The sequence below is a fragment of the Mycobacterium sp. 23 genome, from assembly GCF_048287075.1.
GTDB lineage: Bacteria > Actinomycetota > Actinomycetes > Mycobacteriales > Mycobacteriaceae > Mycobacterium > Mycobacterium gordonae_B.
The window spans coordinates 5,068,654-5,082,233 of sequence record NZ_JBLVUX010000005.1; the positions used below are offsets into that span (position 1 = coordinate 5,068,654).

12 protein-coding genes are annotated in these 13,580 nt (G+C 65.0%); 10 read left to right on the forward strand and 2 right to left on the reverse strand.

Going from position 1 to position 13,580, the window contains the following annotated elements:
- Positions 1-4: 4 nt before the first annotated feature.
- Positions 5-199 (reverse strand): ferredoxin, encoded by a 195-nt coding sequence (locus ACNQS7_RS24670; protein ID WP_310773953.1) that lies wholly within the window; start codon positions 197-199, stop codon positions 5-7.
- A gap of 14 nt (positions 200-213) precedes the next feature.
- Positions 214-915 (reverse strand): SDR family NAD(P)-dependent oxidoreductase, encoded by a 702-nt coding sequence (locus ACNQS7_RS24675; protein WP_418014594.1) that lies wholly within the window; start codon positions 913-915, stop codon positions 214-216.
- Between the two features lie 254 nt (positions 916-1,169).
- On the opposite strand from ACNQS7_RS24675, the gene ACNQS7_RS24680 reads away from it, so the two are divergent.
- From ACNQS7_RS24680 to ACNQS7_RS24725, 10 genes are all read left to right on the forward strand, one after another.
- Entirely contained in the window at positions 1,170-2,738 is a 1,569-nt protein-coding gene (locus ACNQS7_RS24680) for an aldehyde dehydrogenase family protein (RefSeq protein ID WP_418014595.1), read from the forward strand.
- Positions 2,735-3,940: a CaiB/BaiF CoA transferase family protein gene (locus ACNQS7_RS24685; protein ID WP_418014596.1), complete on the forward strand. Its 1,206-nt coding sequence runs from the start codon at positions 2,735-2,737 to the stop codon at positions 3,938-3,940. Before ACNQS7_RS24680 ends, ACNQS7_RS24685 begins: the two co-directional genes overlap by 4 nt.
- Before the next feature lie 277 nt (positions 3,941-4,217).
- Entirely contained in the window at positions 4,218-5,024 is an 807-nt protein-coding gene (locus ACNQS7_RS24690; RefSeq protein ID WP_055580562.1) for an MlaE family ABC transporter permease, read from the forward strand.
- A 29-nt stretch (positions 5,025-5,053) separates the two neighbouring features.
- Positions 5,054-5,899: an ABC transporter permease gene (locus ACNQS7_RS24695; RefSeq protein WP_418014597.1), complete on the forward strand. Its 846-nt coding sequence runs from the start codon at positions 5,054-5,056 to the stop codon at positions 5,897-5,899.
- Positions 5,900-5,918: 19 nt separating this feature from the next.
- Positions 5,919-7,178 carry an MCE family protein gene (locus tag ACNQS7_RS24700; protein WP_310773937.1) on the forward strand — a complete coding sequence of 420 codons (1,260 nt, stop codon included), beginning with the start codon at positions 5,919-5,921 and terminating at the stop codon, positions 7,176-7,178.
- Entirely contained in the window at positions 7,175-8,206 is a 1,032-nt protein-coding gene (locus tag ACNQS7_RS24705) for an MCE family protein (RefSeq protein WP_418014598.1), read from the forward strand. The genes ACNQS7_RS24700 and ACNQS7_RS24705 overlap by 4 nt, the downstream gene beginning before the upstream one ends.
- Positions 8,199-9,281, forward strand: coding sequence for an MCE family protein (locus ACNQS7_RS24710; RefSeq protein WP_055580660.1), 1,083 nt, complete (start codon positions 8,199-8,201; stop codon positions 9,279-9,281). The genes ACNQS7_RS24705 and ACNQS7_RS24710 overlap by 8 nt, the downstream gene beginning before the upstream one ends.
- Positions 9,278-10,687, forward strand: coding sequence for an MCE family protein (locus ACNQS7_RS24715; protein ID WP_418014599.1), 1,410 nt, complete (start codon positions 9,278-9,280; stop codon positions 10,685-10,687). Before ACNQS7_RS24710 ends, ACNQS7_RS24715 begins: the two co-directional genes overlap by 4 nt.
- Positions 10,684-11,940, forward strand: coding sequence for an MCE family protein (locus tag ACNQS7_RS24720; RefSeq protein WP_418014600.1), 1,257 nt, complete (start codon positions 10,684-10,686; stop codon positions 11,938-11,940). The genes ACNQS7_RS24715 and ACNQS7_RS24720 overlap by 4 nt, the downstream gene beginning before the upstream one ends.
- Positions 11,941-13,569: an MCE family protein gene (locus ACNQS7_RS24725; protein WP_418014601.1), complete on the forward strand. Its 1,629-nt coding sequence runs from the start codon at positions 11,941-11,943 to the stop codon at positions 13,567-13,569.
- Positions 13,570-13,580 lie beyond the last annotated feature (11 nt).

Here is a 13,580-nt window from a genome sequence, read left to right on the forward strand (position 1 = left end):
GTGTTCAATCGCGCAGGATGATCGCCTGCTCGGGGCAGGACTGCGCGGCCTCGCGGACCTGATCGACCTGATCCTCCGGCACCACCTCGTTGATCGCCGACGAGCTACCGTCAATGTCGCTGAGCTGGAAGGAATCCGGTGCGATCATCGCGCACAGGGTATGGCCCTGGCAGCGTTCCGGATCAACCCAGACCTTCACGAAACCTCCCTCGCTCAGGTGTTCCGACCGCCGTTGACGCCCAGTATCTGACCGGTGATGTAGCCGGCCTCATCCGAAGACAGGAAGGCACACGCCGCGGCGATGTCCTCGGGCTTGCCGATGCGGCGTACCGGTGTGCGGGCGATGTTCTGTTCGACATCACCCAGGAACCCCTGGTTCTCGGCATTGCGCAACATCGGGGTGTCGATGAAGCCAGGGGGCACGGCGTTGACCGTGATGCCGCTCGGCCCGTACTCGAGTGCCAGGGACTTCGTCAGTCCGTTGACGGCGGACTTGGCGGCCACATAGTGCGACATGTACGGAACGCCGGAATGCGTGCTCGACGAGGAGATGTTGACGATGCGTCCCCAACCCGCGTCCAACATGTCGGGCAACACCGCCTGGATCATGTGGAACACGCCGTGCAGGTTGACGTCGATCACCCGCAGCCAATCCTCGAACGTGATGTTGGTGAACCGCTTGAAGCCGTCCAGTCCGGCCGCGTTGACCAGAATCGTGACGGGCCCCAGGCGCTCCCGGATTGCCGACAGCGCCGCGTCGATCTGCGAGCGGTCGGTGACATCCGCGGTGTAGCAGAGGTCGTCATCGGATGGCTTGAGGTCTATGGTCGCGACTGCGCGCCCGTCCGCCCGAAGGCGTTGCGCAACCGCCAGGCCGATGCCGGACCCGCCGCCGGTGACCACCGCAGTTCTCACGCTTACCGACTCCGAATTGTCAGGTCGTCAATCTCATACACAAAGAATCTCCCTCGCAATTACGAGAATCGTACTCTCAAGCCGAAGCGGCCCGCAAGAGAGGCGAGAAACCGTCTCGGACCTGCGGCAAACTGCTAGAACGGGTGGTCGCTGAGCGGTCGCTCAGCCCGTGACCTGGGTAATCGGGGACGAGAACTCGCTTGTCTTCTCACGTCCCGAATGTAAGATTCGCCGGAGATGAGAATGAAATTATCGTGACGGCCACCACACCAAGCGCGAGAGGCCCTATGTCAGTGCAGGACGAGGCCGCGACCCAGGACGCTCACGTGGGCGATCAACCGACCCGGGACGGCGCTGAGTCCGGCGGCGTGCCGAGCCGCAGATTGCTCATCGACGGTCGACTCGTGGCAACGGAGAAGACGTTTCCCACCATCAACCCCGCCACCGGCGAGGTGCTCGGGCATGCGCCCGACGCCGGCGTCGGCGAGGCCCGGCAGGCCATCGACGCGGCGCGGCGCGCCTTCGACACCACCTCTTGGTCCACCGATGTCGAGTTCCGCATCCGCTGTCTGGATCAGCTGCATCAGGCGCTGCTCGACCATGCCGAGGAATTGCGTGAACTGACGATCGCCGAGGTTGGCGCCACCCGCGCGCTGACCCACGGCGCGCAGCTCGACGAGCCGATCGGCATCGTCCGGTTCTACGCCGACCTGTTGCGCACCTATGAGTTCTCCGAAGACCTCGGGGATAAAGAGTCGCGCGGCATGCGCCACCACCGCTGGGTGGAGAAGGAAGCCGCGGGGGTGGTCGCGGCGATCATCGCCTACAACTACCCGAACCAGCTCGCGCTCGCCAAGCTGCCGCCCGCGCTCGCCGCCGGCTGCACCGTCGTACTCAAGGGAGCGCCGGACACGCCGCTGGTCACGCTGGCCCTCGGCGAGCTGATCGCCAACCACACCGACATCCCGCCCGGCGTGGTCAACGTGCTGAGTTCTTCGGATCCCGCGGTGGGCGAAGCGCTGACCACCAGTCCCGACGTCGACGTGGTCACCTTCACCGGATCGACGGCGGTCGGGCGCAGGATCATGGCCGCGGCCAGTGACACCGTCAAGCGCGTCTTCCTGGAGCTGGGCGGCAAGTCCGCGGTGATCATGCTCGACGACGCCGACTTCGCCGGTGCGGCCATATTCGCCGCGTTCAGCATGGTCACGCATGCTGGCCAGGGCTGCGCGCTCACCTCGCGGCTGCTGGTGCCGAGGAAGCACCATGACGAGATCGTCGACCTGATCGCGCAGAACTTCGCCAAGGTTCGCCACGGCGACCCGGGTGATCCGAAAACCTATATGGGACCGCTGATCAACGAGCGCCAGCGTGACAAGGTCGACGGCATGGTCCAGCGGGCCGTCGCCGCGGGTGCCACGCTGGTCACCGGCGGCAAGCGGTTGGATCCCGGTTTCTTCTACGCGCCGACCCTGCTCACCAACGTCGACCCGGACAGCGAGATCGCACAGGACGAGGTGTTCGGACCGGTGCTGACGGTGATCGCCTTCGACGACGACGACGATGCGGTGCGCATCGCCAACAACTCGATCTACGGGCTGGCCGGTGCGGTCTTCAGTCGCGACCAGGAACGTGCCCTGTCGGTCGCGCGCCGGATCCGTGCCGGATCGTTTTCGGTCAACGGCGGCAACTACTTCGGCGCGGACAGCCCGTTCGGCGGCTTCAAACAGTCCGGCGTCGGCCGCGAGATGGGGGTTGCCGGGCTCGAGGAGTTCTTGGAGGGCAAGACATTCGCAGTGCCGGCCGGGGGAGGTAAGGCGTGAGACCGCTCGAGGGCATCCGCGTTCTGGAAGTTGCCATGTACGGGTTCGTACCGTCGGCGGGTGCGGTGCTGCGCGAATGGGGAGCCGACGTCATCAAGGTCGAGCACGCAGTGACCGGTGACCCGCAGCGCGGACTGCGCCAGACCGGGATGTTGCGCGTCGAGGGGGACCCCAACCCCAATATCGAGCACGCCAACCGAGGCAAGCGCAGCATCGGCTTGGACATGTCGGTGCCCGAAGGCAGGGAGGTGCTCTACGAACTCGCCCGTCGTGCAGATGTTTTCCTGACCAGCTTCCTGCCGGACCATCGGCAGAAGTTCGGTATCGATGTCGACAACATAAGAGCGGTCAACCCGAACATCGTCTACGCTCGCGGGAGCGCGCTCGGGCCACGCGGCAGTGAAGCCACCAAGGGTGGCTACGACATGACCGCCTTCTGGTGTCGAGCCGGAACCGCGGCCACCATCACCCCGATGGGTTATGAGGGCATGATCAATCCGCCCGGTCCGGCATATGGCGACACCATCTCCGGCACCAACCTCGCCGGCGGTATCGCCGCGGCCCTGCTCAAACGTGAACGCACCGGGGAGCCCTCGGTCGTCGACGTCTCACTGCTCGGCAGCGGGCTCTGGGCGCTGGGCCACACGGTGGCGCTCACCAGGCACCTGGGTCAGCTGATGCAGGCGCCGCCGCCGGGCATTCACGGTTCGCCGGTCAATCCTCTGGTGGGGGTGTACCCCACGTCCGACGGACGCTACATCTCCTTGGTGATGATGCAGCCCGGCAAGTTCTGGGCCGACGTGTGCCGGCACATCGACCGCCCGGAACTGATCGACGACCCGCGGTTTGCGAACGGCGAGACGATCGCCGCCAATACGGCAGATGCGGTGGAGATCTTGACCAAAGTCTTCGCAACCCGCACTCTTTCCGAGTGGAGCGAACGCTTTGCGACGCTCGCGGGACCTTGGGCGCCGGTGCAGGACACTCTGCAAGCGGCCGACGACGCGCAGATCCGGGCGAACGAATACATGGTGCGCGCAGGCGAACTCGAACTCGTCGCCAACCCGGTGCAGTTCGACGTCACCGCGCCGCAGACCGGTCCCGCGCCCGGCTTTGCCGAACAGACCGACGAGATCCTGCAGGAACTGGGCCTGGACTGGGACCGCATCATCGAACTCAAGACCGCCGGCGCGGTCACCTAGGACTTGGGGTGGCAACGATGTCCGCGCAGATAACGGTTGTGCGATTTCGGTTCCCACGGGACGCGGCATGAGTCATAATCGCCGAACGCTTCCAGGGTTGGCGCGCGGGCAGCTGACCTGGTCTGGAAACGGCAGCTCACGCAACCGAATGGAGAAACCGGCGTGAGGTTGGTAGCGCGTGTTGAGGGCATCGGAAAGCCGCAGCCACAGCCGATGATGGCGCTGGCGGCCCGAATCGTCCACGCGCACAACATGATCCGGAGAGGATCTGATACTGATGGCGAGTAAGGGAGCGGAGCGTTGGACCCCGGGCATCGTGCTGGGTCGTGGTTCCAAACCCATGGAGGCCGTCGGCGCCCTGTTCGCGATGTCGGCTGATGCCATCAAGTTCGCGTTCCGCCGGCCCGTCCAGTGGCGTGAGTTTCTGGAGCAGTCGTGGTTCGTCGCCCGCGTCGCGCTGGCGCCAACGTTGTTGGTGGCCATCCCGTTCACCGTCCTGGTCAGCTTCACCCTGAACATCCTGTTGCGCGAACTCGGCGCCGCCGACCTCTCGGGCGCGGGTGCCGCATTCGGTGCGGTCACGCAGGTCGGGCCACTGGTGACGGTATTGATCGTGGCCGGTGCCGGGGCCACGGCGATGTGCGCCGACCTGGGATCCCGAACGATTCGCGAAGAGATCGACGCGATGGAGGTCTTGGGAATCAACCCGATTCAGCGGTTGGTGACGCCCCGAATGCTGGCCTCCGGTCTGGTGGCGCTGCTGCTGAACAGCCTGGTCGTGATCATCGGGATTCTTGGCGGCTACATCTTTTCGGTATTCGTTCAGGACGTGAACCCGGGCGCGTTCGCCGCCGGCATCACGCTGCTGACCGGCGTGCCCGAGGTGATCATCTCGTGTGTCAAGGCAGCGCTTTTCGGTCTGATCGCCGGGCTGGTGGCCTGCTACCGCGGCCTGACGATCACCGGCGGCGGAGCCAAGGCCGTCGGCAACGCGGTCAACGAGACGGTGGTGTACGCGTTCATGTCGCTGTTCGTGGTCAATGTCGTCGTCACCGCTATCGGCATCCGGATGTCGGCGAAGTAGCACATGGGAAGGAGGTGTAAGCACTCACCGTGGCGCTGAGAGCCGTCTATCCGCGTTTCACGCGGCAACTCCAGAGACCGGTCGGCAGTCTGGGCCGAATCGGCGATCACACGCTGTTCTACGGTAAGGCGCTTGCCGGTATCCCCTTCGCGGTGAGCCGCTACGGGCGCGAGATCATCCGGCTCATCGCGGAAATCAGCATGGGCGCGGGCACTTTGGCGATGATCGGCGGCACCCTGGTGATCGTCGGCTTCCTCACCCTGGCCGCGGGCGGCACGCTGGCGGTCCAGGGGTACAGCTCGCTGGGCAACATCGGCATCGAGGCGCTGACCGGATTCCTCGCGGCGTTCATCAATGTCCGCATCGCTGCGCCGATCGTGGCGGGCATCGGCCTGGCGGCCACATTCGGCGCCGGGGTGACGGCCCAATTGGGCGCCATGCGGATCAACGAGGAGATCGACGCGCTGGAATCCATGGCGATCCGGCCGGTTTCATATCTGGTCAGTACCCGCATCATTGCCGGGATGCTGGCCATCACCCCGCTGTACAGCATTGCGGTCAGCCTGTCGTTTCTGGCCAGTCAGTTCACCACAGTGATCCTGTTCGGTCAGTCGGGCGGGCTTTATCAGCACTACTTCACGACGTTTCTCAACCCGATCGACCTGCTGTGGTCTTTCCTGCAGGCCGTCCTGATGGCGATCACCATTCTGCTGATCCACACGTACTACGGCTTTTTCGCCTCGGGCGGCCCGGCCGGTGTCGGCGTCGCCACCGGCAACGCGGTGCGGACCTCACTGATCGTGGTGGTCTCGGTGACACTGCTGATCTCGTTGTCCATCTACGGTTCCAACGGCAACTTCAACCTGTCGGGCTAGGGGAGGTGCGGAGAGTTCAGTGACAGCAAACGTGCCGGCGGGCCGCCACGGCCCGAGTACAAAGGGACGGTCGCACCATTCCGGCCGTCCCAAGCCACGCGGTTACGTGCGCCCGCTGATGGGCCTGGCCACCGTCGTTGTCATCCTTGCGATCTTCGCCCTGTCAATCGGGCTGTTCCAAGGCGATTTCACCGAAAGCGTGCCCGTCACTGTGGTCTCGCCGCGCGCCGGCCTCGTGATGAACCCCGAAGCCAAAGTGAAGATGCGCGGCGTCATGGTAGGCAAGGTCGATTCGATCGAAGAGCGGCCGAACGGTCAGGCGGTGCTGCACCTGGCAATGCAGCCGTCGGCAATGCGTCTCATCCCGCGCAATGTGCTCGTCGACATCGCCTCCACGACCGTCTTCGGCGCCAAATTCATCGAGTTGATTCCGCCCGACCAGCCTTCGCCGCAGACCCTGCAACCGCACCAGGTACTCGAGGGCAAGGGCGTCACCGTCGAGGTCAACACCGTCTTCCAGCAACTCACCAACCTGCTGTCGAACATCGATCCGGCCAAACTCAACGAAACGCTCGGCGCGATCGCTTCGGCGATGAACGGTCGTGGCCACAAGATCGGTCAGGCACTGTCCGACCTCGATGCCTTTCTGGCCAAGCAGGATCCGGCGCTGCCCGCGCTGAACCATGACCTCTCGGTCCTGCCCGTGGTGAGCAACGCCTACGCCGACGCGGCACCGGACCTGATCGGGTCGGCCGAGAATGCGATCAGAATCAGCAAGTCGGTCGTCGAAGAGCAACAGAACCTGGACGCATTCCTGATCAGCTCAATTGGTTTGGCCGACATCGGCAACGAGGTGATCGGCGGGAACCGGCAGGCCCTGACCGACGTCTTACACCTGCTCCTGCCCACCACCAACCTCACCAACGAGTACCACCAGGCGCTGTGGTGCGGCCTGGCCGGCTCCCTGGTGAACCTGCACTCGCCCAACCTGCCCGAGCCGATGATCAAGGTGTTGGTGTACATCGGGTTCGGCGCCGAGCGTTATCGCTACCCGAGCAACCTGCCCAAGGTGGCCGCTACGGGCGGCCCACAGTGTCAGACGCTTCCCGTGGTGCCGTACGACGTTGCGCCGCCGTTCGTGGTCGCTGACGTCGGGGCCAACCCGATGGAGTACGGGAACCAACAACTGCTGCTGAACTCCGACGCCCTCAAGCAACTGCTGTACGGGCCGATCGACGGACCGCCGCGCAACACGATGCAAATAGGACAACCCGGATGAGCAACTCACGCGGGATGATCATCAAGTTCGGCGCCTTCGCGCTAGTGATGGTGTTGCTGACGATTTCCCTGTTCTTCATCTTCGGTCAGTACCAAACCGGTTCCACCACGGAGTATTCCGCGCTCTTCACCGACGTCTCGCGCCTTAAGGAGGGGCAGACCGTGCGGGTCGCCGGTGTCCGGGTGGGCACGGTGAACAGCGTCGAATTGCGCTCGGACAAAAAGGTTCTGGTCAAGTTCGACGCCAACCGCGACGTGGTGCTCACCGGAGGGACCCGCGCTGTCATCCGGTACCTGAACCTGGTGGGTGACCGCTACCTCGAGCTTCTCGACGGTCCGGGCAATACCAAACCGTTGCCGGGAGGTGCGGAGATCCCGATCGACCGCACCGCGCCGGCTCTGGACCTGGATCTGTTGCTGGGTGGATTGAAGCCGGTCACCAAGGGCCTGAAGGCCGAAGACGTCAACGCGCTCAGCGCATCGCTGATCGAGGTGTTCCAGGGCGAGGGCGGGACACTGCAGTCGTTGCTGTCCAAGACGTCGTCGTTCTCGAACACGTTGGCCGACAACAGCGATACCGTGCAGGCCCTGATCGACAACCTCAACACCGTGGTGGGCACCGTCAACGCCGAGGGCACCAAGTTCTCCGGCGCGATCGACCGGTTGGAGCGCCTGATCAGCGGATTGTCCTCCGACCGCGACACGATCGGCACCGCAATCACCGCTCTGGACAACGGAACAGCGTCAATCGCAGATCTGCTGACCCGCGCCCGCCCACCGCTATCCGGCACCATCGACCAGCTCAACCGGCTGGCCCCGTTGCTGGACAAGGACAAGAACCTCATCGACATCTCGCTGAAGAAGTTGCCGAACAACTACCGCAAGCTGACCAGGCTGGGCGCATACGGCGCCTGGTTCCCCTACTACCTGTGCGGCCTTGCGCTGCGGGTCTCCGACTTGCAGTACCGAACGGTCGAGGTGGGTGTCACCCACCAGGTCACCGGGAGGTGTGCGGAACCCGATGCTTAAGTACCGCGGAGCGCGCCTGATTCGAGCCGGATTCATCGGTGTCGTGTTGATAGTTCTGGTCATCGCTGTAGGTCTGTCCCCGGACCAGTTGCTGCAGCGGGCCACCACGGTCCGGTACCAGGCGGTGTTCGCCGATGCCGGCGGCCTGGTGACCGGCAATGACGTGACGGTGTCGGGGATCAAGGTCGGCAGTGTGTCGGGCATGTCGCTGCAGGGCGGTGATGTCCTGGTGACGTTCACGGTCAAAGGAGCGGTCCAACTCGGTTCGGCCAGCACCGCGCACATCCGCACCGGTTCGCTGCTGGGCCAGCGCGTACTGACCGTCGAATCGACCGGCAGCGGCAACATGCGCCCGATGGCGGTGATTCCGCTGTCACGAACCTCCTCGCCCTACTCGCTGTCCGAGGCCGTCGGTGACCTCGCCTCGGACATCGCCGGGACCAATACCGACACCCTCAACCAGTCCCTGGACACGCTGTCGAACACGCTGAATCAGATTGCGCCACAACTGGGCCCGACCTTCGACGGGGTGACCCGGCTGTCGTCGACCCTGAATGAACGCAATCAGACATTGAGTCAGTTGCTCAAGGGCGCAGCCGATGTCACACACATCCTCTCGGAGCGCAGCAACCAGCTGAACACCCTGATCCTCAATGCCGATGACCTGCTGTCCATGCTCGTCGAGCGGCGGCAGGCGATCGTGCGGTTGCTCGCCAGCACTTCCTCGGTGGCCAAACAACTCTCGGGTCTGGTGCACGACAACGAGGCGAAGCTGGCGCCGACGCTGACCAAGCTGAACTCGGTCACAGCGATGCTTGAGGAGAACCGCGACAACCTCGGCAAAGCGTTGCCCGGGCTGGCCAAGTTCGAGTTGACCCAGGGTGAGACCGTATCCAGCGGTTTCTACTACAACCCGTTCATCCCGAACATCTTCACGCTGCAGTTCTTCCAATGGTTGTTCGACTACGCCTTCGGCTTCCGCGCCTACGGTGCGCCGGGACAACCGCCGGACAACGCCGGCCCGCGGGCGTTGCTACCGTTCCCGTTCAACCAGAACCCGGGAGGCTCGCGATGATGCGGCGCAAGGGTTTCAAGCTGGCCCTCGCTGTCCTGCTGGCGGTGCTGCTCGTGGTCGGCGCGGGGGTCGCCATCCGCAACACGTTCTTCCGGCCAACCACGATCATCGCCTACTTCCACACCGCCACCGCGATCTATCCCGGCGACGATGTGCGGGTATCGGGCCTAAAGGTCGGCACCATCGAATCGATCGAACCGGCCGGAACCCAGGCCAAAATGGTGATGCACGTGGACCACGGCATCTCCGTTCCGGCGGACGCGAAAGCGGTGATCGTCGCCCAGAACCTGGTGGCGGCACGCTATGTCCAGCTCACTCCCGCCTACCGCAACGCCGGGGCGACGATGGCCGACGGCGCGGTGATACCGGTCAACCGGACCGCGACACCGGTCGAGTGGGACGAGATCAAAGACCAATTGATGCGGTTGGCAACCGATTTCGGCCCCAACAGCAGGGTGTCGACGCCGTCGGTGGCGCGGTTCATCGACGCCGCCGCGAACGCGCTCGGCGGCAACGGCGACAAGCTGCGCCAGACGCTGGGCCAATTGTCGGCACTGGGACGGATTTTCGCCAACGGCAGCGGCAACCTCGTCGACATCATCAAGAATCTGCAGACTTTCGTCGGCGCCCTGCGGGACAGCAACGTCCAGCTCGTGCAGTTCAACGACCGGCTGGCCAGCCTCACCAGCGTGCTCGACGACAACAAATCCACCCTGGACGCTGCGCTGACCGACCTCTCGAGTGCGGTCGGAGAAGTGCAGCGGTTCATCGCGGGCAGCCGTGACCAGACCGCTGAGCAGATCACCCGGTTGGCCGACCTAACCCAGATTCTCGTCGACAACAAGATGGCGCTGCAGAACGTGCTGCATGTGGCGCCGAACGCACTTGCCAACGCCTACAACGACTACGACCCCGATGTCGGCAACGTCCGCGGCGGCGTCGGCCTGCAGAATCTCAGCAATCCGACGAACGCGTTCTGCTCGCAGATCGGCGCACTGGAGAACGTCACCTCGGTCGAGACCGGCAAGTTGTGCGGGCTGTATCTGAGCCCCGCGCTGAAGGTGTTCAACCCGCTGACCTATTTCAACTTCAACTACTTCCCGATTCCGGTGAACCCGTTCCTGGCCCCGGCATTCGATCCGAAGAACGTCGTCTACACCGAACAGCGGCTGGCGCCCGGCGGAGAGGGCCCCAAGCCGACGGCGCCCGAGTTGCCGCCGGCCGTCTCCGCGTATACCGGATTGCCGGGCGACGTTCCCGAGGCGCCGCCACCGCCCGGACCTCCGGCGCGAATACCGGGAGCCGCGATGCCCGAGCCGCCACCGCCGACTGTGCCGGCCGAGCCGCCGCCGGCTCCGCAGAGCGTGCCCGAATTGTTGCTGCCTGCGGAAAGGCCGCAACCATGACAGCGACGATGCGGCGCCTGCGCCTGATGCTGGGCATCGGTCTGAGTGTCGTGCTCACCTCGACCGGCTGCGCCTTCAGCGGCCTGAACTCCCTGCCATTGCCGGGGGCGGTGGGACGCGGCCCCGGTTCGACCAGCTATCACGTCGAGATAGCCAATGTCGGGACGCTGGAAGCCAATTCGCCGGTGATGATCAACGATGTCATCGTCGGCAGCATCAGGAAGTTGTCGGTGCGGGGCTGGCACGCCGATGTCGAGGTGTCCGTGCAGCCTCATGTGGTGATCCCGGCCAACGCAGTGGCCAGCGTCGGCCAGACCAGCCTGCTGGGATCGATGCACCTGCAACTGAATACACCGCTGGGCCAGGCGCCGACCGGCCGCCTGCAACCGGGTGCCACGATCCCGCTCAACCGGTCCTCGACCTACCCGTCGACCGAACAGACGCTGTCCTCGTTGTCGGTGGTTCTCAATGCCGGCGGGCTGGGACAGATCGGGGACATCATCAACAACTTCAACGCCGCGCTCTCCGGCCGCGCGGGCGACGTTCGGGATCTGCTGAACCGGCTCGACCGGTTCGTCGGCACCTTTGACGCCCAGCGCGACAACATCGTTGCGTCGGTCCAGGCGCTGAACCGGCTTTCCGGCACGCTGGCCGGGCAGCGCGACGTAATCACCCAGGCGCTGAACAAGATTCCGCCGGCGCTCGACGTGCTCAACCGGGAGCGGCCCCGCCTCACCACCGCGTTGAACAAACTCGGCACGTTCAGCAACACGGCAACCCGACTGGTCAATGACGCGGGCGACGACCTGGTGAATAACCTCAAGAACCTCGAGCCCACCATCAGCGCGCTGGCCGACGTGGGACCCGATCTCGATGCGGCCCTTGCCTACGCGCCGACTTTCCCCTTCACCCAGGGCTTCATCGACCGCTACGTCCGGGGCGACTACGTCAACGGTTACTTCATCATCGACCTGACGAACGCGGCGTTGCGCAGGAGCATCCTGCGCGGCACCCATTGGGAACGGCTAGGGGCCGAGAGCGTCCCGGCGGCCGGCGAACCCGAGTATCTGCAGTTCCGGTACGGCGCGCCCGGTGCTCCCGGCTCGTACCTGCCCGGTCCGCCCCCGGCGACTCCTGGACCACCCCAGGCCGCACCCGGACCGCCGCCCTCGTCGGCGCCGGCGACCGACCAGAGCGCGACGTTGCCAAACGGGTTACCGCCCGCCGTCGCACCGGCGGAGGGGAGTGGCTAGATGCTGACTCGCTTCATCCGAATCCAGTTGGCGGTCTTCGCGATCGTGGGCGTCATCGGTCTGTTCGTGATGGTCATCTACTACGTGCAGGCCCCGACGCTGCTCGGGATCGGCAAGATGACGGTCACGCTGGAACTGCGTGAGACCGGAAACCTCTACCGCTTCAGCAATGTCACGTACCGCGGCGTGCAGATCGGCAAGGTCACCGGCGTTGAGCTGACCGCCCGCGGCGCGAAAGCCACGATGCGGCTGGACACTTCGCCGAAGATCCCGGCTGATCTGGATGCCGAGGTGCGCAGCATCTCGGCGGTGGGCGAGCAGTACGTCGATCTGCGCCCCCGGACCGACTCGGGACCCTATTTGCACGACGGTTCGGTGATCGCGGCGAAGGACACCAAGACTCCGCAGCCGATCGGTCCGGTACTGGATCAGACCAGCGCGCTGCTCAACAGCATCCCGCAGGGCAAGCTCACCCAGCTGCTCGACGAGTCGTTCAAGGCATTCAACGGCGCCAGTTACGATTTCGGCTCGCTCTTCGACTCGTCGGCCCAGATCTCCGGTGACCTCAACGGCGTCTCGGACCGGGCGCGCAGCCTGACCGAGGACACCGGGCCGTTGCTGGACAGTCAGGCGCAGACCGCCGGCTCGATCCGGCGCTGGGCCCACAGCCTGGCCGGATTCACCGGCCAACTGGCGACCAACGATCCGCAGGTGCGCACTCTGCTGGAAAACGGGCCCGAAGCGCTGAACGAGGCGTCCCGGCTGCTGGACCAGATTAAGCCGACGCTGCCGGTGCTGCTGGCCAACCTCACGACGATCGGCCAGATCGGGGTGACGTACCACGCATCTCTTGAGCAGGTGTTGGTGATTCTGCCGCCGTTCACCGCAGCCATCCAATCCTTCCTGGGCACTAAGAGCCCGACCGGATTGGCCACCGGCGCCTTCAATCTCATCCTCAGTGACCCGCCCGCTTGCACCGTCGGATTCCTGCCGCCTAGCCAGTGGCGATCACCGGCCGACACCACCACCATCGACACCCCCGACGGGTTGTACTGCAAGCTCCCGCAGGATTCGCCGATCGGGGTGCGCGGAGCGCGCAACTACCCGTGCATGGGACACCCGGGAAAGCGGGCGCCGACCGTCGAGATCTGTGACAGCGACAAGCCCTTCATGCCGCTGGCGATGAGGCAGCACGTGTTCGGCACGTACCCGCTGGACCCGAACCTGTTGGCCCAGGGCGTCCCGCCGGACGACCGGGTTAACCAGAACCGAGAGAGGATTTTCGGGCCGATTGAGGGAACACCGCTTCCCCCGGGAGTGGTACCCCCGCCGGCGGGAGCGCCGGTGGCGCCCGGAGTTACGCCGCAGGCGCCGATGGGCCAGGTAGCTTCCATCGCACCGCTCGATCAGGCTGGCAACCCGGCCCCGGCCGCGGCAGCGCCCAGCGCATCCCCCTCCGCGGCTCCGAGTGCGTTCGGGCGCAACGAATCCCCGGGTCCCTCGGTGGCGTTCGCTCAATACAACCCGGAGAACGGCAGCTACGTGGCGCCCGATGGCCAGGTCTATCGTCAGACGGATCTCGTCGCGTCTAAGGCGCCGAAGACGTGGAAGGACATGTTCGCCCTCTGAGCCGGGTGGGT

Coding starts and splice junctions, on each gene's coding strand:
- ACNQS7_RS24720 (WP_418014600.1), top strand. CDS start 10,684: ATGACAGCGACGATGCGGCGCCTGCGCCTGATGCTGGGCATCGGTCTG.
- ACNQS7_RS24705 (WP_418014598.1), top strand. CDS start 7,175: ATGAGCAACTCACGCGGGATGATCATCAAGTTCGGCGCCTTCGCGCTA.
- ACNQS7_RS24725 (WP_418014601.1), top strand. CDS start 11,941: ATGCTGACTCGCTTCATCCGAATCCAGTTGGCGGTCTTCGCGATCGTG.
- ACNQS7_RS24710 (WP_055580660.1), top strand. CDS start 8,199: ATGCTTAAGTACCGCGGAGCGCGCCTGATTCGAGCCGGATTCATCGGT.
- ACNQS7_RS24690 (WP_055580562.1), top strand. CDS start 4,218: ATGGCGAGTAAGGGAGCGGAGCGTTGGACCCCGGGCATCGTGCTGGGT.
- ACNQS7_RS24715 (WP_418014599.1), top strand. CDS start 9,278: ATGATGCGGCGCAAGGGTTTCAAGCTGGCCCTCGCTGTCCTGCTGGCG.